Source organism: Scandinavium lactucae, from assembly GCF_033843265.1.
Lineage (GTDB): Bacteria > Pseudomonadota > Gammaproteobacteria > Enterobacterales > Enterobacteriaceae > Scandinavium > Scandinavium lactucae.
In genome coordinates this window covers 1-17968 of sequence record NZ_JAWXRD010000005.1, presented here as the reverse complement: position 1 = coordinate 17968, position 17968 = coordinate 1, and the positions used below count along the sequence as shown (strand labels likewise).

Annotated in this window: 18 protein-coding genes; 14 read left to right on the top strand and 4 right to left on the bottom strand. The window is 53.4% G+C overall.

Features of this window, described 5'->3' with window-relative positions; translation table 11 throughout:
- The first annotated feature begins 10 nt into the window (after nucleotides 1-10).
- From SIK69_RS06090 to SIK69_RS06045, 10 genes are all read left to right on the top strand, one after another.
- On the top strand, nucleotides 11-715 hold the full coding sequence (locus tag SIK69_RS06090; protein WP_319628763.1) for a YggS family pyridoxal phosphate-dependent enzyme: 705 nt from the start codon (nucleotides 11-13) through the stop codon (nucleotides 713-715).
- A 22-nt stretch (nucleotides 716-737) separates the two neighbouring features.
- The gene (locus SIK69_RS06085) at nucleotides 738-1304 is read left to right on the top strand and encodes a YggT family protein (RefSeq protein WP_319628563.1); all 567 of its coding nucleotides are present in this window, start codon (nucleotides 738-740) and stop codon (nucleotides 1302-1304) included.
- The gene (gene yggU, locus SIK69_RS06080; RefSeq protein WP_319628564.1) at nucleotides 1301-1612 is read left to right on the top strand and encodes a DUF167 family protein YggU; all 312 of its coding nucleotides are present in this window, start codon (nucleotides 1301-1303) and stop codon (nucleotides 1610-1612) included. Before SIK69_RS06085 ends, yggU begins: the two co-directional genes overlap by 4 nt.
- The gene (locus tag SIK69_RS06075) at nucleotides 1600-2187 is read left to right on the top strand and encodes an XTP/dITP diphosphatase (protein WP_319785656.1); all 588 of its coding nucleotides are present in this window, start codon (nucleotides 1600-1602) and stop codon (nucleotides 2185-2187) included. Before yggU ends, SIK69_RS06075 begins: the two co-directional genes overlap by 13 nt.
- Entirely contained in the window at nucleotides 2187-3323 is a 1137-nt protein-coding gene (gene hemW, locus SIK69_RS06070) for a radical SAM family heme chaperone HemW (protein WP_319785655.1), read from the top strand. The genes SIK69_RS06075 and hemW overlap by 1 nt, the downstream gene beginning before the upstream one ends.
- 309 nt (nucleotides 3324-3632) lie before the next feature.
- Nucleotides 3633-4619 carry a TRAP transporter substrate-binding protein gene (locus SIK69_RS06065; protein WP_319628567.1) on the top strand — a complete coding sequence of 329 codons (987 nt, stop codon included), beginning with the start codon at nucleotides 3633-3635 and terminating at the stop codon, nucleotides 4617-4619.
- 61 nt (nucleotides 4620-4680) lie between these two features.
- Nucleotides 4681-5184 carry a TRAP transporter small permease gene (locus tag SIK69_RS06060; RefSeq protein WP_319628568.1) on the top strand — a complete coding sequence of 168 codons (504 nt, stop codon included), beginning with the start codon at nucleotides 4681-4683 and terminating at the stop codon, nucleotides 5182-5184.
- Entirely contained in the window at nucleotides 5184-6485 is a 1302-nt protein-coding gene (locus tag SIK69_RS06055; protein ID WP_319785654.1) for a TRAP transporter large permease, read from the top strand. Before SIK69_RS06060 ends, SIK69_RS06055 begins: the two co-directional genes overlap by 1 nt.
- 523 nt (nucleotides 6486-7008) lie before the next feature.
- Entirely contained in the window at nucleotides 7009-8463 is a 1455-nt protein-coding gene (locus SIK69_RS06050) for a diguanylate cyclase domain-containing protein (protein WP_319785694.1), read from the top strand.
- 91 nt (nucleotides 8464-8554) lie between these two features.
- A complete protein-coding gene (locus SIK69_RS06045) occupies nucleotides 8555-9319 on the top strand; it encodes an EAL domain-containing protein (RefSeq protein WP_319628570.1) in 765 nt (254 codons plus the stop codon).
- Between the two features lie 44 nt (nucleotides 9320-9363).
- On the opposite strand, the gene SIK69_RS06040 is transcribed toward SIK69_RS06045, so the two are convergent.
- From SIK69_RS06040 to trmB, 3 genes are read right to left on the bottom strand one after another with little or no spacing between them, the layout of a single operon-like run.
- Nucleotides 9364-10083 (bottom strand): YggN family protein, encoded by a 720-nt coding sequence (locus SIK69_RS06040; protein ID WP_319628571.1) that lies wholly within the window; start codon nucleotides 10081-10083, stop codon nucleotides 9364-9366.
- A gap of 54 nt (nucleotides 10084-10137) precedes the next feature.
- Complete coding sequence (locus tag SIK69_RS06035; RefSeq protein ID WP_319628572.1) at nucleotides 10138-10464, bottom strand: YggL family protein; 327 nt, start codon at nucleotides 10462-10464, stop codon at nucleotides 10138-10140.
- Nucleotides 10464-11183 carry a tRNA (guanosine(46)-N7)-methyltransferase TrmB gene (trmB, locus tag SIK69_RS06030; RefSeq protein ID WP_319628573.1) on the bottom strand — a complete coding sequence of 240 codons (720 nt, stop codon included), beginning with the start codon at nucleotides 11181-11183 and terminating at the stop codon, nucleotides 10464-10466. The genes SIK69_RS06035 and trmB overlap by 1 nt, the downstream gene beginning before the upstream one ends.
- Nucleotides 11184-11326: 143 nt before the next feature.
- Here trmB and mutY point away from each other — a divergent pair, with 143 nt between their 5' ends.
- The 4 genes from mutY to SIK69_RS06010 all read left to right on the top strand — a co-directional run bounded on the left by mutY (nucleotide 11327) and on the right by SIK69_RS06010 (nucleotide 15325).
- Nucleotides 11327-12379 (top strand): A/G-specific adenine glycosylase, encoded by a 1053-nt coding sequence (gene mutY / locus SIK69_RS06025; RefSeq protein ID WP_319628574.1) that lies wholly within the window; start codon nucleotides 11327-11329, stop codon nucleotides 12377-12379.
- A gap of 25 nt (nucleotides 12380-12404) precedes the next feature.
- Nucleotides 12405-12680: an oxidative damage protection protein gene (locus SIK69_RS06020; RefSeq protein ID WP_319628575.1), complete on the top strand. Its 276-nt coding sequence runs from the start codon at nucleotides 12405-12407 to the stop codon at nucleotides 12678-12680.
- 51 nt (nucleotides 12681-12731) lie between these two features.
- Nucleotides 12732-13811, top strand: coding sequence for a membrane-bound lytic murein transglycosylase MltC (gene mltC, locus SIK69_RS06015; protein ID WP_319628576.1), 1080 nt, complete (start codon nucleotides 12732-12734; stop codon nucleotides 13809-13811).
- A 257-nt stretch (nucleotides 13812-14068) separates the two neighbouring features.
- The gene (locus SIK69_RS06010) at nucleotides 14069-15325 is read left to right on the top strand and encodes a nucleoside permease (protein ID WP_319628577.1); all 1257 of its coding nucleotides are present in this window, start codon (nucleotides 14069-14071) and stop codon (nucleotides 15323-15325) included.
- Nucleotides 15326-15464: 139 nt separating this feature from the next.
- Here the strand turns inward: SIK69_RS06010 and SIK69_RS06005 are convergent, their stop codons facing one another.
- Nucleotides 15465-17603 (bottom strand): ornithine decarboxylase, encoded by a 2139-nt coding sequence (locus tag SIK69_RS06005; RefSeq protein ID WP_319628578.1) that lies wholly within the window; start codon nucleotides 17601-17603, stop codon nucleotides 15465-15467.
- Between the last annotated feature and the right edge of the window lie 365 nt (nucleotides 17604-17968).

Sequence of the window (17968 nt, the reverse complement as noted above, 5' to 3'; positions counted from 1 at the left end):
CACCCTGAAAATGAACGACATTGCGCATAACCTGGCACAGGTCAGGGACAAAATCTCAGCCGCTGTCGCCCTTTGCGGCCGTGCTCCAGAAGAAGTTACATTGCTTGCAGTGAGTAAAACAAAACCTGCGAGCGCTATCGAAGAAGCTATCGCTGCGGGCCAACGCGCCTTTGGTGAAAACTACGTTCAGGAAGGGGTAGAAAAGATCCGCTATTTTCAGGACGCGGGACAAAACGGTCTGCAGTGGCACTTTATCGGCCCGTTGCAGTCGAATAAAAGCCGACTGGTGGCCGAGCATTTCGACTGGTGCCATACCGTCGACAGACTGCGGATAGCCAGCCGACTGAGCGACCAGCGCCCGGCCAATCTGCCGCCGCTGAACGTGCTGATTCAGGTCAACATCAGCGATGAATCGAGTAAATCCGGTATTGCGCCAGAAGATGTTGACGCGTTGGCGGCAGATGTCGCCGCCTTACCCGGCCTGTGCCTGCGCGGACTGATGGCCATTCCGGCCCCAGAGTCAGAATATGTAAGGCAATTTGCGGTCGCCCAACAAATGGCGGTAGCATTTGCCCGGCTGAAAACACGCTATCCATCCGTAGACACACTCTCGCTGGGCATGTCAGACGATATGGAAGCCGCCATCGCGGCGGGTAGCACGATGGTGCGCATCGGTACCGCCATTTTTGGCGCGCGCGATTACACACAACAATAAATAAGGAAAACTGAGGAACGCCATGAAGACGTTGACTTTCCTGCTCTCGACGGTACTTGAGCTGTACACCATGGTGATGCTGCTCCGCGTCTGGATGCAGTGGGCCCGCTGTGATTTTTACAACCCGTTCTCGCAGTTCGTGGTGAAAGCCACTCAGCCGCTGGTTGGGCCGCTGCGCCGCGTGATCCCTGCGATGGGGCCGATTGACAGTTCGTCATTACTGATTGCCTTCGTGCTGTGCGTCCTGAAGGCTATCGTGCTGTTTATGGTCATTACCTTCCAGCCCATTATCTGGATCGCCGCGCTGCTGATTCTGGTGAAAACTATCGGCCTACTGATTTTCTGGGTGCTGATGCTGATGGCCATCATGAGCTGGGTCAGTCGAGGCCGTAGCCCGGTGGAGTTTGTGCTGATGCAGCTTGCCGATCCGCTGCTGCGTCCTATCCGCAGCATGCTGCCCTCGATGGGCGGTATCGACTTCTCGCCAATGATCCTCGTCCTGCTGCTGTACGTCGCCAATATGGGGATCACCGAGCTGTTAGGCGCGACCGGTAACATGCTGCTGCCGGGGCTGTGGATGGCACTATGAGTGCCGTCGAACGCTGTGACGACGGGCTGGTTTTACGGCTGTATATTCAGCCGAAAGCCAGCCGTGACAGCATTGTCGGACTGCATGGCGACGAATTAAAAGTCGCCATCACCGCCCCGCCGGTTGACGGCCAGGCCAATGCCCATCTGATTAAATTTCTCGGCAAACAGTTTCGCGTCGCCAAGAGCCAGGTGATAATTGAGAAAGGCGAACTTGGCCGCCACAAGCAGGTAAAAATCATTCACCCGCAACAAATCCCTTCGGGCGTTGAAGCGCTCACCAGACAGGACATCCCATGCAAAAAGTAGTTCTGGCTACCGGTAACGCCGGTAAAGTGCGCGAGCTTGCCTCGCTATTAAACGATTTTGGTCTCGATGTGGTGGCGCAGACCGAACTGAATGTCGAGTCCGTGGAAGAGACCGGGCTGACGTTTATCGAGAACGCGCTTCTGAAAGCGCGTCACGCCGCGAAAGTCACTGGCCTGCCCGCCATTGCCGATGACTCGGGTCTGGCGGTGGATGTGCTGGGCGGTGCGCCGGGGATCTATTCCGCGCGTTATGCAGGCGTGGACGCCACCGACCAGCAGAATCTGGAAAAGCTGCTGGTTGCACTGAAAGATGTTCCCGTTGAAAAGCGCCAGGCGCAGTTCCACTGCGTGCTGGTGTATATGCGTCATGCAGAGGACCCCACTCCGCTGGTCTGCCACGGTAGCTGGCCGGGCGTGATTACTCGTGAAGCCGCGGGCAACGGAGGCTTTGGCTACGACCCTATCTTCTTTGTTCCCGATGCCGGTAAAACGGCGGCGGAGCTAAGCCGTGAAGAAAAAATTGCCGTGTCCCACCGTGGACAGGCGCTGAAACTGTTACTGGAAGCACTGCGTTAATGACCGTTCTCCCTCCGCTGAGTCTTTACATTCACATTCCCTGGTGCGTGCAGAAATGCCCGTACTGTGATTTCAACTCGCACGCGCTGAAAGGCGAAGTGCCGCACGACGACTACGTTCAGCATCTGCTGGCTGACCTCGATGCCGACGTGCCCTACGCGCAGGGACGCGAAGTAAAAACGATCTTTATCGGTGGAGGTACGCCAAGCCTGCTGTCCGGCCCGGCGATGCACACCCTGCTCGACGGCGTGCGGGCGCGTCTGAACCTCGCCGCAGATGCAGAAATCACCATGGAAGCCAATCCGGGTACCGTCGAAGCTGACCGATTTGTCGAGTATCAACGCGCCGGAGTGAACCGCATTTCGATTGGCGTGCAGAGCTTTAGCGAGCAGAAACTGAAACGTCTGGGCCGCATTCACGACGCCGATGAAGCGAAGCGTGCGGCACGACTGGCGACCGGCTTAGGTCTGCGCAGTTTTAACCTCGACCTGATGCACGGCCTGCCGGATCAGACCCTGGAAGAAGCACTCGACGATTTGCGTCAGGCGATTGAACTCAATCCCCCGCACCTGTCGTGGTATCAGCTCACCATCGAGCCGAATACCCTGTTCAGCTCGCGTCCACCAAAATTGCCGGATGACGATGCGCTGTGGGATATCTACGAGCAGGGCCACCAGCTACTGAGGGCGGCGGGCTATCAGCAATATGAAACCTCGGCCTATGCCAAGCCAGGCTTCCAGTGTCAGCACAACCTGAACTACTGGCGCTTTGGCGATTATTTGGGTATCGGCTGCGGCGCACACGGCAAAGTGACCTTCCCGGACGGGCGCATTCTGCGTACCGCAAAAACCCGCCATCCGCGTGGATTTATGGAAGGTCGCTACCTTGAGCGCCAGCATGACGTGGAAGCCGCCGATAAGCCGTTCGAGTTCTTTATGAACCGTTTCCGCCTGCTGGAAGCCGCCCCACGCGCTGAATTCACCGCCTTCACCGGGCTGGCAGAGTCAGCGGTACGTTCGCAAATTGACGAGGCGCTGGCGCAGGGTTATCTCACCGAAAGTGAGACCGAATGGCAAATTACCGAACACGGTAAACTGTTCCTGAATTCATTACTGGAATTATTCCTTAGCGAATAAATTTTTCTCTTGATGCCAGCGTATTCTTCGCTGGCATCATTAATTCGTCATTCCCGAGCTAACACTTCGATATTACCTCTTAGTTATTCCCCTAATTATTCTCACATTCATTTATCTCCTGAATAAAAATAGAAATAAACATAACCCAGCGCACAAAAATAAACTGTCCTTCGCTTTTGCACGGAAAAATGTGACCTGGAATGCGCATTGATGTCTGACAACCAGGATAAGATGTCATACAGATTTTGTGGGAATACCATTTCCTGTGAACCATCTCCCCCTTCTTTTTTTTTGTGCATGGAGCCACTAATGAAAATGAACATGACTACACGTTCTTTACTGGGCATATCACTGCTGGCGCTGTTTGCCACCACGGCGCAGGCGGCGGAAAAAGTGACGTTAAAACTGGCACATAACCTGGAACGCAGCCATGTGGTTCATCAGGCCTTTGAGCAAATGGCAAAAGAGGTCAAACAACTTTCTGACGGCAAAATGACTATCCGTATTTATCCGAGTAGTCAGATGGGCAGCGCGCGCGAAACCATGGAATTATTGCAGAACGGCGCGCTGGATATGACCAAAGGCTCCGCCAGCGATCTGGAGTCATTTGATAATACGTATGCCATTTATAACCTTCCTTATTTATTTAAAGATCAGAAGCATTTCGATAACGTCGTTTTCGGCAATGTTGGAAAGGAAATAATGGCATCCAGCAAAGATAAAGGTTTCTTTGCCCTTTCTGCCTATGTCGCCGGGACCCGCAGTTTTTATGCCAAAAAAGCTATTACCAAACCTGAAGATCTAAAGGGACAGAAAATTCGCGTTCAGGCGAGCCCGACCACGCTGAAAATGGTCGAATTAATGGGCGGTTCGCCAACCCCTATCTCATTTGGCGAAGTGTACACCGCGATGCAGCAGGGGGTGGTCGATGGGGCGGAGAATAACGTCCCGTCGTGGGTACAGACCCGCCATATCGAAATCGCCAAAGTCTATTCCGAAGATGAACACGCCTCTATTCCTGACTTCCTGGTCATCTCCACCAAAACCTGGGACAAACTGACGCCCGAGCAGCAGCAGATCCTGAGCAAAGCGGCGACAGACTCCGAGGCATGGCAGCAAAAAGCCTGGGCAAACGTGGAAGCTGAAACCCGTGCGCAGGCAAAAGCGATGGGCGGAACCTTCGTCACCGTGGATAAGGCCCCGTTCCGGGCAGCTGTCCAACCGCTGTATGACGATTTCAACAAAGATCCGAAGCAGGCCGCTTTGTTGGCAAAATTCGAACAGGCTGCTGAATAACGTGATGGGTCTGGCGACAGGCCCTTTATTCTCTCCAGCAATCTCTCCAGGGTATATCCAAATGATTTTAAACCGCATTAAACAGGTGGTGGATCGCACCATTGCGGCGTTTTCGGTCGTCGTGATGGTCGCACTAGTGATCTGCGTGGTATGGCAAGTTTTCAGCCGCTATGTGCTGAACCAGCCCAGCACCATGACCGATGAACTGGCTCGTTTTCTGATGATCTGGGTCGGCCTGTTAGGGGCCGCCTACACCGTCGGTGCTCAACGCCATTTGGCGATTGATCTGCTGGCTATGACGTTGAGCAGGCAAAAACAGGCGCTGCTGAACGTCGTTATCAATATCCTGATTTTCCTGTTTTCCGCCCTCGTTATCGTCACCGGTGGCCTGAAACTTATCGATAAGACGCTGGCCACCGCCCAGGTTTCCGCGGCGATGCAAATCCCGATGGGCCATGTGTATCTCATCCTGCCGCTATGCGGCATCGTAATGATGTTTTACGCCCTGTACTTTATTCACCAGAATCTACATCGCCTGACCCATCCGCAGGAGGCGGCGCATTGATGGACGGATATATCGCTCTGACTTTATTCGGTTGTTTCTTTGCCCTGGTGTTCATCGGCGTGCCGATTTCCTTTTCCATCGGCATCGCCACGGTCACCTCTATGCTGCTGATGTTCCCCTGGGATATCGCGGTGATTACCGTCTCCCAGCGTCTGGCCAACGGGCTGGATAACTTTGCCCTGCTGGCAATTCCGTTTTTCATTTTCGCCGGAACGCTGATGAACAGCGGCGGGATAGCTCTCCGTTTGATTAACCTCGCCCAGGTAATGGTGGGCCGGGTGCCGGGGTCGCTGGGGCATGTAAACGTGCTGGCAAACATGATGTTTGGCTCCATCTCCGGTTCGGCAGTGGCAGCCGCAGCGGCGGTAGGCGGCACGCTGAATCCTATCCAGACTAAAAAAGGATACGATCCGGCGTTCTCTACCGCCGTAAACGTTTCGTCCAGTATTACCGGGTTGCTTATCCCTCCCTCAAACGTGCTGATTGTGTTCTCCCTCACGGCGGGGGGCGTTTCTGTCGCGTCCCTGTTTATGGCGGGCTATCTGCCGGGGATCCTGATGGGGCTGGCTATCATGGTGGTTTGCGCGATTATCGCCAAGCGGCGGGGATATCCGCTTTCCGAGCGGCCGACCTGTGCGCAAGCCGCCAAAGCGCTTCTCGACGCGCTGCCGAGCTTGCTGTTAGTGGTTATCGTGATGGGGGGGATTCTGGGCGGTGTATTTACCGCGACCGAAGCCTCGGCGATCGCAGTGGTGTATACCTTTATCCTGTCGGTGATTATTTACCGGGAAGTGAAGTGGCGTGACCTGCCGAAACTGATCCTCGAATCGGTGGTGACAACCTCAATCGTGCTGTTACTGATTGGTTTTTCCGTCGGCATGTCCTGGGCGATGACCAATGCGGATATTCCCTATCTGATCAGCGACACGCTGATGGGGATCTCCGATAACCCGCTGATAATCCTGCTGCTGATTAACATCGTGCTGCTGATCGTGGGCATTTTTATGGATATGACCCCCGCGGTGCTCATCTTCACGCCTATCTTCCTGCCGATCGCGCAAGAGCTTGGGATGGATCCGGTGCATTTCGGGATAATGATGGTGGCTAACCTGTGCATCGGCCTGTTAACTCCGCCGGTCGGTAGCGCATTGTTTGTCGGATGTTCAATTTCCGGGGTGAAGATCCAGCACCTGATCAAGCCGCTGCTGCCCTTCTACTTTGCCCTGTTGGTTGCGTTGATGTTGATAACCTACATCCCGCAAATTTCGCTGTTTATTCCCCAGGCGCTGGGATTGATGTAACGGCGAATATTCCTTTTTGATGCCTGTGTATTCTTCGCAGGCATCATTAATTCGTCATTTCCGAATAAACCATTCGACACGACCTCTTTATTAACATTCTAATTATTCACCTATCTATTTATCTTCATAATAAAATAGGATCACTGTTCATCAGCGATAGCGCTACTCTCTGAGCTGGAATGACCATTTCGGATGTCGCCATGGGTTTCAGATCAACGGGTTAATACTCATCCCCCCTTGTGACCAATCGTCAATATCGATCGATAAATTTAATTCGATCGATTTTGACAATGGAAAAGTGAGCGGGTACTCTTTTATAATACCGTCTAACCTTCGGTGTTGTTAATTAATTGTTGATTTTGTTAGGTTATTTTTGAGCATATTCGTATCCATTTGTATGTTCCCGAAACAGTAGCCTTTTTATTTTTTCTGACCTCATATTGGGTGCATTTAGTTCATTCCGGAGTTACGAGTGATCAAGAGTTTAAATTTCAGAAGGCCGTTGAATATCTGTTTTTCAGCGATGGCTTTCACCCTCATTTTAGTTTGTATTGTGATCACGCTTGCGCAGTGGATAGACATCAAAGAGTCCTATCGAAAACAAAATAATTTGTATGTCAGAAATGTGGCCTTGTTTACTGACAAATATCTTAGCGGATATGAAGTTATTGTCAGGGAAATGGCACGCGTCTCTGCGGATCAACATAAGTTCAGCCAGGGCAAGGCGCAGGATTTATCCCTGCGCAACTGGCTGATTGAACGCTTGCGCATCATGCCGGATGCGGTCTCTATCATTCACGCTGACGATGCAGGCAATTTCATTCGTCTGCCGTATCTTGCTAAGCCGCATACAAATGCTCAGAGCTGGGATCCGCGCAAAGAATCCTGGTTCACTATCGCCATAGAGGACACCGAGGTCGCGCATTACTCCATTAATGCGGATCCTTTTACCGGTAAACAGCAGGTTCTGACTATCTCTTTACCGGTGATTGATGGCACAGATGGCTCGAACGAGGGGGTGCTGGCCCTTAATCTTGATGTCGAAAAAACGGAAGAAATCCTGGTTAACTCCGCGCCACCTATGACGAGCAAAACCTTCCTGATGAACCGGGAAGGTAAAATCATCATCAACCCCGGACATGAAATCGCGCCCGAAACGCTGAAGGCGATCACCGAACGCGCGAGAGAGCATCACGGCGATTTTTATCAGAACCGACATTACTACTTCTACCGCGCGCTAGAGCCGAGAGGATGGTTTGTGATTCAGGAAGTGGCTGAAAATGAGATGAACGAACTGGTACTGCATGAAAGCATTAAGGTTGCCTATGGAATGGGGTTTGCCCTCGTTGTATTGCTATTTTGTTGGTGGGCGACGGGCGCGGCGCTGAACACCATTTATATGCGTATCGCGAGCAGTATCAGAGATGGCGTGATTAAACCGGGCGCGGTAGAGGAGCTGCTATTCGAAGAGATTCACAGCTCACAACAGCGCCACGAGAAGATTATCCATGATGCGCTGACGGACAGTCTGACCGGGCTGGCGAACCGCCGGGCTTTTGATACCGAAGTGAAGCGTCACAACAACCAAGAAAATTGTCATCTCGCGATGATCGACCTCGATAACTTTAAGTCGATCAATGACCGCTGGGGCCATCCGGTGGGTGACATCGTGCTGAAAACAACGGCTGAACTGGGAATGCGCTTATGCGGCCTGGAAAAGATAACCCTCTACCGCTACGGTGGCGAAGAAATTGCGGTCCTGTTCGACGATATTTCACTCGAAAAAGCGCAAAGTTACCTGGAAAAATGGCGAATTTCATTGAATACGCGCAGCTTCCGCGAACCTGACCTGAAGGTTTCCTTTAGTGCCGGTCTTTGTAAGATGGGCGATGCTTCTGTGGAGGAGGTGATTGCCAGAGCCGATGCGCTGCTGTACGAGGCCAAAAAAAGCGGTAAAAACACAATACTGTCCGCCTGATCCGCACCTTAACATCGTTTTTTGCTCGCTGGCTTAAGTCTGGCGGGCAATGTGTCGTTATGAAGGGTAACGTTATGGCTAAGAGGCTGGCATGGAAAAAAGTACACATTTTATTGTTCAGTGTGTCGAAAAAAACAGGCTCGACGCTGGCATCGACTTTGTCATTCAACCCATTTTCGATCTTTCGCGATTCGTCTGCATTGGTGGCGAAGTCTTAGTCCGTGGCACTCACCGGCGCAATATTGTTCCGCCTAATCTCTTTATTAGCCAACTGGAAGAAACCGGCGGGATATTACCGATGGGCGACTACGTCATGGCGCAGGCGTTTAAATTTATCGCCCGACAGCCACAGGCCTTACGGGAAAATCCGCTCTTTACCTTTAATATTTCGCAGGTGCAGTTGAACGATGCTGGTTTCGCGGTGCGTGCGATTAACCTGATGCAACAAAACCAACTTTCACCCCGTCATTTCGTTTTTGAAATTACCGACAGCATCGATTGTCCTGAAGATGCCATGAGGCAAAACCTAAAACAACTGAGCGAAGCCGGGATTCATCTCGCCTGGGATGGTATTGATTGTCTGGAAAAGCTAAAAGCCCGCCTCGCCGTGTGGTCGACGGACTATGTTAAGCTCGACAGAAGCTGTCTTGCCGCCGCGAATATTGATAAGACCCTTGTTATGCTGGACTACATCAAAGAGATGGATATTGATGTCATTATCGAAGGCGTCGAGAATTACACGCATATTTCCACCATGCTGCGTCATGATGTGAAATATGGGCAAGGCTTTCTGTTCTCTCGTCCAATCAGCAAAGAGAACTTCCATCACGAGTATATGAAGTCCGACAAGGCATAAAAGAAACGTTGCCTCACGCAGGAACCTACGTGAGGCACTGCGCGTTATTTCAGCCCGCCCACCAGCGCCTTCCGGCTCTCTTCCAGCGTCACGACGCGGCTACACACGTCTTTGCCGAATTTCTGGAAATCTGCCTGCTGGTTCTTCCATTCGTCCTGAATGGCTCCCTGCAAGCCGCCGAGACTGCCTAAAATGCCTTGCAGAGGATTACCGCCGCCTTTCACGACTGCTTTCGCGCCCATCTCATTGATGCTGTCCTGCAAGATACCGCCCATCGCCTGATTGACCAGCTGCTGGCCGTCAGCGCGAACCTGATCGACGCCTTTGTAATGGAAGGTCAGACCGTCGGTGCGGTGCTCGATGATACGGTTCATTTGCGCTTTCAGCTGCGCATCGAGTTTGGTCAGGCGCGAATGCATATTGCTCTCTGCCCCCACCTGCTCGGTGATGATTTTATCCAGCGCCACGCGGCCTTTATCCACCCGGGAGCGGGCCCCGTCATCAATCCACGGCAGTGCGGCACGCAGCTCGGCCTGATAATCTTTTGCCTGTTCGCGCTGGGCTGCGCTCAGGGTGTATTGTTTTCCGTTGTACATCACGTTGCCATCCGGGGTGATCACCAGATTGCCGTTCTCGCCTTTCACCTGCACGGTTTGCGGGTTAAGGATAACGTCATCACGCGGGGTGACGCTGCATTGATAATCCGCCTGGGCTGCAAACGCGGTCACGCACAGCGCCGCGGCCAGCATCGTTTTGCGCATCATAGAAACTCCTGTAAAGACAAAACGGGCCAGCGATTGCTGGCCCTTTATGTTTGTTTAGTCCCACCAAACGTCGAAAAGTTCGCTGGTGCGCACTTCTTCGAACTTTCTGTCTTCCAGCCATTTTCGCACGGCGGCCTGGTGTTCTTCGGTACATTTACCGATTTCCTGCATGCAAATCAGACCTTCCCAGGCCAGATAGCCGCTGCCGTCAAAGGCCAGCTTGTTCGGCTCGATAACCTCATTAATGAAATCATCAACGGTTTTATCAATCTGCTCTTCGGTGCTGCCTTCCGGGAAACGCCATGAAACGGAAAATCCTAATTCCTGGAATTCGTCGATATGCATTTTCTTACGCAGACGACGGCTACGGTTCTTCGCCATTATTTCACCCTCTCGAACATTAAGTCCCATACGCCGTGACCAAGACGATGGCCACGCTGTTCAAATTTGGTCACTGGACGTGATTCCGGACGCGGTACGTAGTCGTTACTTTCAGACAGGTTTTTGTAACCCTCCAGCGACGACATCACTTCCAGCATGTGCTCCGCATACGGTTCCCAATCGGTCGCCATGTGGAAGACGCCGCCGAGCTTCAGCTTGCTTTTCACCAGCTCAGCAAAAGGAGCCTGAACGATACGGCGTTTATTATGACGCGCTTTATGCCACGGGTCAGGGAAAAACAGCTGCACCATGTTGAGAGAATTGTCAGGAATCATTTTGTGCAGCACTTCCACCGCGTCGTGACACATCACGCGCAGGTTTTCCACGCCCTCTTCATGGGCAGACGCCAGACACGCGCCGACGCCAGGGGAGTGGACTTCAATGCCTAAGAAATTCTGCTCCGGCTTGGCCTTTGCCATGGTGACGAGCGATGCGCCCATGCCAAAACCAATCTCCAGGGTGGTCGGTGCATCGCGACCAAACAGGGCCACGAAGTCGACAGGGGTTTCGCTAAACTCGACGCCCATCACCGGCCAATAGTTGTCCAGCGCGTGCTGCTGCCCTTTGGTCAGACGGCCCTGACGGCGGACAAAGCTACGAATACGGCGCATCGGGCGGCCGTCTTCATCAAATTCCGGTGAAATGACGTCGTTGTTCATAAAAATTCTGTCTACCTGGTGAGTATTCGGGAAACGGGCATTATCCAAACTCAGGCGAAGTATGCAAGCATGGGAAAGATCCGGTTTACAGCCCGATGACGCTGTGCTGCAATCTGCGTCCCTGATACAGCGAATCGGTAGCCATGCAAGCCTCTCAATTTTCAGCCCAGGTGCTGGACTGGTACGACAAATATGGGCGTAAGACCCTGCCCTGGCAAAGGGAAAAAACGCCGTACAAAGTATGGCTCTCTGAGGTGATGTTGCAACAAACACAGGTTGCTACCGTTATCCCTTATTTTGAGCGCTTTATGGCGCGTTTCCCTACCATTACCGACCTCGCTAATGCGCCGCTCGATGAAGTGCTGCATCTGTGGACCGGTCTGGGCTATTACGCCCGGGCGCGCAACCTGCACAAAGCGGCACAGCAGGTTGCCACCCTTCATAATGGCGTCTTTCCGCAAACCTTTGATGAAGTCGCCGCCCTGCCCGGCGTCGGGCGCTCCACCGCAGGCGCGGTGCTGTCGCTGTCGCTCGGCAAACATTTCCCCATTCTCGACGGAAACGTAAAACGCGTGCTGGCCCGCTGTTACGCGGTCGAAGGCTGGCCGGGTAAAAAGGACGTGGAAAAGCGGCTGTGGGAAATCAGTGAAGACGTCACCCCGGCGAAAGGCGTGGAGCGTTTTAATCAGGCGATGATGGATTTGGGGGCGATGGTCTGCACCCGTTCGAAACCCAAATGTGAACTGTGCCCGCTGAAAACCGGCTGCGTGGCATATGCCAACCACAGCTGGGCGCAGTATCCCGGCAAGAAGCCGAAGCAAACCCTGCCGGAGCGCGTGGGCTATTTGCTGATCATGCAGCACCAAGACGAGGTGTTGCTGTTCCAGCGTCCGCCGAGTGGTCTGTGGGGTGGCTTGTTCTGCTTCCCGCAGTTTACATCGGAAGCCGAATTACGCGAGTGGTTAGCCCGGCGGCAAATTAACGCCGATACGCTTGCGCAGCAAACCGCATTTCGCCATACCTTCAGCCATTTCCATCTGGATATTGTGCCTATGTGGCTCAGCGTGCAGTCTATGGACGCGTGCATGGATGAAGGCGCTGCTCTCTGGTATAACTTAGCCCAGCCACCGTCAGTCGGGCTGGCGGCCCCCGTGGAGCGCCTGTTACAGCAGTTACGCGCCGGCGCTCTGGTGTGAGCGACGGCCATAAAGAGGAATAGTCATGAGCAGAACCATTTTTTGTACCTTCCTGCAGCGCGACGCTGAAGGCCAGGACTTCCAGCTTTATCCGGGCGAGCTTGGAAAGCGCATCTACAACGAAATTTCAAAAGAAGCCTGGGCCCAGTGGCAGCATAAGCAAACCATGCTGATTAACGAGAAAAAGCTCAGCATGATGAATCCTGAGCACCGCAAGCTGCTGGAGCAGGAGATGGTGAACTTCCTGTTCGAAGGGAAAGAGGTTCATATCGAAGGCTATACGCCGCCAGAAAAACAATAACATAAGGGCCTTTGGGCCCTTTATTACAACACAACTCGCACACCCGGAATGATGAAAAAATATTTAGCGCTAGCCCTGATTGCGCCGTTGCTCATTTCGTGTTCAGGCTCCAAAAAGGGTACGCCCTTTAACGAAGCCTGGGTAAAAGACACCAACGGTTTTGACATTCTGATGGGGCAATTTGCCCATAACATCGAGAATATCTGGGGATACAACGAAGTTCTGGTCGCCGGACCGAAGGACTACGTGAAGTATTCCGATCAGTACTACACCCGCAGCCACATCAACTTTGATGCGGGCACCATCACCTTTGAAACCATCGCCGGAACCGACCCGACGGGTCGCCTGCGTCAGACCATCATCAAAACGCTGTTGATGGGTGACGATCCGGGCTCGGTTGACCTCTACTCCGACGCGGATGATATCCAGATATCCAAAGAGCCGTTCCTGTATGGGCAGGTGGTGGATAACACCGGGCAGCCGATACGCTGGCAGGGCCGCGCGTCCAATTACGCCGACTGGCTGCTGCAAAACCGCCTCAAGAGCCGCAATAACGGGCTGCACATGATCTACAGCGTGACCATCAACCTGGTGCCGAATCACCTTGATAAACGTGCACATAAGTACATAGGCATGGTCCGTCAGGCGTCACGCAAATACGGCGTCGATGAATCGTTGATTCTGGCAATTATGCAGACTGAATCGTCATTTAACCCGTATGCGGTCAGCAATTCTGATGCGCTGGGGCTGATGCAGGTTGTGCAGCACACCGCCGGGAAAGACGTCTTTAAAGCGCAGGGCAAATCCGGAACGCCGAGCCGCAGCTTCCTTTTCGATCCGGCCAGCAATATCGACACCGGCACCGCCTATCTGGCGATGCTCAACAACGTTTATCTCAGTGGGATTGATAATCCAACCTCGCGGCGTTATGCGGTAATAACCGCCTACAACGGCGGCGCGGGTAGCGTGCTGCGGGTGTTCTCCAGCGATAAAGTTCAGGCGGCCAATATTATCAACAGCATGGCACCGGGGGATGTTTATCAGACCCTGACCACCCGCCATCCGTCGCAGGAATCACGTCGCTATCTGTATAAAGTGAACAATACGCAGAAGAGCTATCGTCGGAAGTAATGTCTCATCCCGGTTTTATCCCTCTCCCCGGACGGTAAAGTGGGAGAGGGTCGGGTGAGCGCATCACACTGCACAATCCCACCAACCATACAAAAATGTTATTTGCGTCACTAAACCATCCTGCAAAAGAATAAATATTGCATTTATTTGCGGGCGGTAACAAAACGCAGCGCTCGTGATAGATAGAATCGCATCAAATACACGCCACGAATGTTTCTATAACAACATAGCGCCCATCACTTTGTGAGGAAAGTAACATGAACCTTAAGCTGCAGCTCAAAATACTGTCGTTCCTGCAGTTCTGCCTCTGGGGGAGCTGGCTGACGACACTTGGCTCCTATATGTTCGTCACGCTCAAATTCGACGGCGCATCTATTGGTGCCGTCTATAGTTCTCTGGGGATTGCCGCCGTACTGATGCCGACGTTGCTCGGGATCGTGGCGGATAAGTGGATCAGCGCTAAATGGGTGTATGCCTTTTGCCATCTGGTCGGGGCCGTCACACTGTTTATGGCGGCGGGCGTTACCACGCCGGGGGCGATGTTTGTCGTTATCCTGCTGAACTCCCTGGCCTATATGCCGACGCTCGGCCTGGTCAACACCATCTCCTACTACCGCCTGAAATCGGCGGGCCTGGACATCGTGACCGACTTCCCGCCGATCCGCATCTGGGGCACCATTGGCTTTATCCTGGCCATGTGGGCGGTGAGCTTCTCCGGCTTTGAACTGAGCCATATGCAGCTTTACATCGGCGCGGCGCTCTCGGTGGTGCTGGCGTTGTTTACCCTGACCCTGCCGCATATCCCGGTGTCCAATCAGCAGCAGAAGCAGAGCTGGAGCAGCATGCTGGGCCTCGATGCCTTTGCGTTGTTTAAAAACAAACGCATGGCCATTTTCTTTATCTTCTCCATGCTGCTGGGCGCTGAGCTGCAAATTACCAATATGTTCGGCAACACCTTCCTGCACAGCTTTGATAACAACCCGCTGTTCTCCGGGAGCTTTATCGTTGAACACGCCTCGGTGATGATGTCGATTTCACAGATTTCTGAAACCCTGTTCATCCTGACCATCCCGTTCTTCCTCAGCCGCTACGGCATCAAGAACGTAATGTTAATCAGTATTTTCGCGTGGATGCTGCGCTTCGGCCTGTTCGCTTACGGCGATCCAAGTGCATTCGGCACCATCCTGCTGGTGCTGTCGATGATAGTCTACGGTTGTGCATTCGACTTCTTCAACATTTCGGGTTCAGTGTTTGTGGAAAAAGAAGTACGCCCTGAAATCCGCGCCAGCGCGCAGGGCATGTTCCTGATGATGACTAACGGCTTCGGGTGCATTCTGGGTGGGATCGTCAGCGGTAAAGTGGTTGAGATGTATACCGTCAGCGGTATAACCGACTGGAAAAGCGTGTGGCTGATTTTCGCGGCGTATTCGCTGGTTCTGGCCTTCGCCTTCGTGGCCCTGTTCAAATACAAACATGTGCCAACGGTGAACGGTGCGCAGCCTGTGGCGCATTAATCAGTTCCAAAACGCCCGGCGGCGTTACACTTGCCTGGCCTACGGTTTGTAGGCCCGATAAGCGTCAGCGCCCTCGAGCAAAAAAGCGTAGAGTTTGCCAGCAGTCTCAAACGGAGGGGAATTCCCCTCCGTTCTTTCTTCACGATTTCAGCACGTAGCCATACAGTCGCTTAATCCCATCCGCATCTTTCTCACTGTAAACGCCCTGCAACTCCGGTGAAAAACCGGGCAGCATGTTCACGCCCTCTTCCAGGGCGAGGAAATACTGCTGAACCGCCCCGCCCCAGATTTCCCCCGGCACCACACACAGCACGCCTGGCGGATACGGCAGCGCACCTTCCGCAGCAATCCGGCCTTCCGCCTCGCTGAGGCGCACCAGTTCGACGTTCCCGCGGATAAACTCGATATTGGCATCCTGCGGATTCATCACCACCGCCGGGAAACTCTCTTTACGGAACATCGCTTTTTGCAGGTCTTTCACGCCAAAACTAACGTACAGGTCATGCATTTCCTGGCACAGCTGACGCAGAGTGTAATCGCGATAGCGTACAGGATATTTACTGAACACCGACGGCAGCACAGCGGCCAGCGGGGTATCGTCTTCAATATGCTGCTCAAACTGGCCGAGCATCGCCACCAGATGCGCCAGCTTCTCCGTGCTCTCGGCGGGGGTGAGCAGGAACAGGATCGAGTTGAGATCGCATTTCTCCGGCACGATGCCGTTTTCACGCAGATAGTGGGCGAGGATCGTCGCCGGAATGCCAAAGTCGGTATATTGCCCCGTATCGGCGTCGATCCCCGGCGTGGTCAGCAGCAGTTTGCACGGATCGACAAAATACTGATCCTGCGCGTAACCTTCAAAGCCGTGCCAGCGTTCACCCGGGCCAAAGCTGAAGAAACGGCGTTCGCGGGCAATGGCCTCCGTGGGATGATCCTGCCACGGACGACCGGCCACCGTCGGCGGAATAAAGGGTTTGATCATCTTGCAGTTGGCAATGATCGCTTTACGTGCCTCGATGCCGAGCGTCACGCACTCTGCCCACAGCCGACGCCCGCTCTCCCCTTCGTGAATTTTGGCATTCACATCCAGCGCGGCGAACAGCGGATAAAACGGGCTGGTGGAGGCGTGCAGCATGTAGGCGTTGTTCAGCCGCTTATAGGGGCAAAAACGCGCCTGACCGCGAATATGATTGTCTTTCTTATGGATCTGCGACGTCTGGGAGAAACCGGCCTGCTGCTTATGCACCGACTGGGTTACGAAAATGCCCGGATCGTTTTCATTTAGCTCCAACAGCAGCGGCGAACAGTCGGCCATCATCGGGATAAACTGCTCGTAGCCAACCCATGCCGAGTCAAACAGAATGTAATCGCAGAGATGACCAATCTTATCGACTACCTGACGGGCGTTATAAATGGTGCCGTCGTAAGTCCCGAGCTGGATAACCGCCAGGCGGAATGGACGCGCGTCATCCGCTTTATGCGGTGCCACTTCGCGGATAAGCTCCCGCAGATAGCCATCATCAAAGCAGTGCTCATCAATCCCGCCAATAAAACCAAACGGATTGCGCGAGGCCTCGAGATACACCGGCGTGGCCCCGGCCTGGATCAGCGCCCCATGATGGTTTGATTTGTGGTTGTTGCGGTCAAATAACACCAGGTCGCCGCGGGTCAGCAGCGCATTGGTGACGACCTTATTCGCCGCAGAGGTGCCGTTGAGGACAAACCAGGTCTTATCCGCATTAAACACTTTCGCTGCGAACTTTTGCGCCCGCTTGGCCGCCCCTTCGTGAATTAACAAATCACCCAGTTTGACGTCGGCGTTGCACATGTCGGCACGGAAAATATTCTCCCCGAAGAAGTCATAGAACTGGCGACCCGCCGGATGCTTCTTGAAAAATTCGCCGTGCTGATGCCCCGGACAGGCAAAGGTGCTGTTGCCCATTGCCACATACTGCGTCAGCGTGTCGAAAAACGGTGGCAGAAGCTGATCTTCATAGCGCGTGGCCGCCGCTTCAAGCTCCAGCCACTGCTGTCCGCTGCCGTTGATGACTGCCTCAACGCCTTCGGGCGCTTGCAGGGCTTCCTCAGAGAACAGGAACACCGGCAGCTGAAAACCGGTTCGCTTGAGCAACGTAAGAATGCCGCTGCGGCTATCCGCAACGGTAATGACCACTGCCGCCACGTCGGTAAAATCGGTACTGTCCAGCGCCACCACCTTACGGTGAGTGGAGAGACGAGAAACCAGCTCGCGGCTGGCGGCAATGTGCATTGATTTCATAAGCGCGACTACCCAAATCGGGAGAATAAAAGGCCCGGATTCCGGTGCCCCAGGGGTGATAAGCAGAAAATTCGCGCAATAATTACACCTTTCGCCAACCCGCGCAAGATGAAATCAATATGCAGCTTTTCGGGCCGCAAGGCGCTAAATAAGCGCAAAAATTGATTATAAATTCACTGTAAGCGCATAAAACATTGATATCAAATCGCTGTTCTACATCTCGTCATTTTGCAGAAATGGTGAGAGATTGCGCAGTCCGTCGCGAAACACACAAATTTCGTTGACGAGGCGGGCCGAATCTAGTTTAATGCGCCCCGTTGCCCGGATAGCTCAGTCGGTAGAGCAGGGGATTGAAAATCCCCGTG

Bases quoted from the DNA above. Each gene is read 5' to 3' on its own strand.
- SIK69_RS06090 (WP_319628763.1), top strand. From the start codon at position 11: ATGAACGACATTGCGCATAACCTGGCACAGGTCAGGGACAAAATCTCA.
- SIK69_RS06085 (WP_319628563.1), top strand. From the start codon at position 738: ATGAAGACGTTGACTTTCCTGCTCTCGACGGTACTTGAGCTGTACACC.
- yggU (WP_319628564.1), top strand. From the start codon at position 1,301: ATGAGTGCCGTCGAACGCTGTGACGACGGGCTGGTTTTACGGCTGTAT.
- SIK69_RS06075 (WP_319785656.1), top strand. From the start codon at position 1,600: ATGCAAAAAGTAGTTCTGGCTACCGGTAACGCCGGTAAAGTGCGCGAG.
- hemW (WP_319785655.1), top strand. From the start codon at position 2,187: ATGACCGTTCTCCCTCCGCTGAGTCTTTACATTCACATTCCCTGGTGC.
- SIK69_RS06065 (WP_319628567.1), top strand. From the start codon at position 3,633: ATGAAAATGAACATGACTACACGTTCTTTACTGGGCATATCACTGCTG.
- SIK69_RS06060 (WP_319628568.1), top strand. From the start codon at position 4,681: ATGATTTTAAACCGCATTAAACAGGTGGTGGATCGCACCATTGCGGCG.
- SIK69_RS06055 (WP_319785654.1), top strand. From the start codon at position 5,184: ATGGACGGATATATCGCTCTGACTTTATTCGGTTGTTTCTTTGCCCTG.
- SIK69_RS06050 (WP_319785694.1), top strand. From the start codon at position 7,009: ATGGCTTTCACCCTCATTTTAGTTTGTATTGTGATCACGCTTGCGCAG.
- SIK69_RS06045 (WP_319628570.1), top strand. From the start codon at position 8,555: ATGGAAAAAAGTACACATTTTATTGTTCAGTGTGTCGAAAAAAACAGG.
- SIK69_RS06040 (WP_319628571.1), bottom strand. From the start codon at position 10,083: ATGATGCGCAAAACGATGCTGGCCGCGGCGCTGTGCGTGACCGCGTTT.
- SIK69_RS06035 (WP_319628572.1), bottom strand. From the start codon at position 10,464: ATGGCGAAGAACCGTAGCCGTCGTCTGCGTAAGAAAATGCATATCGAC.
- trmB (WP_319628573.1), bottom strand. From the start codon at position 11,183: ATGAACAACGACGTCATTTCACCGGAATTTGATGAAGACGGCCGCCCG.
- mutY (WP_319628574.1), top strand. From the start codon at position 11,327: ATGCAAGCCTCTCAATTTTCAGCCCAGGTGCTGGACTGGTACGACAAA.
- SIK69_RS06020 (WP_319628575.1), top strand. From the start codon at position 12,405: ATGAGCAGAACCATTTTTTGTACCTTCCTGCAGCGCGACGCTGAAGGC.
- mltC (WP_319628576.1), top strand. From the start codon at position 12,732: ATGAAAAAATATTTAGCGCTAGCCCTGATTGCGCCGTTGCTCATTTCG.
- SIK69_RS06010 (WP_319628577.1), top strand. From the start codon at position 14,069: ATGAACCTTAAGCTGCAGCTCAAAATACTGTCGTTCCTGCAGTTCTGC.
- SIK69_RS06005 (WP_319628578.1), bottom strand. From the start codon at position 17,603: ATGAAATCAATGCACATTGCCGCCAGCCGCGAGCTGGTTTCTCGTCTC.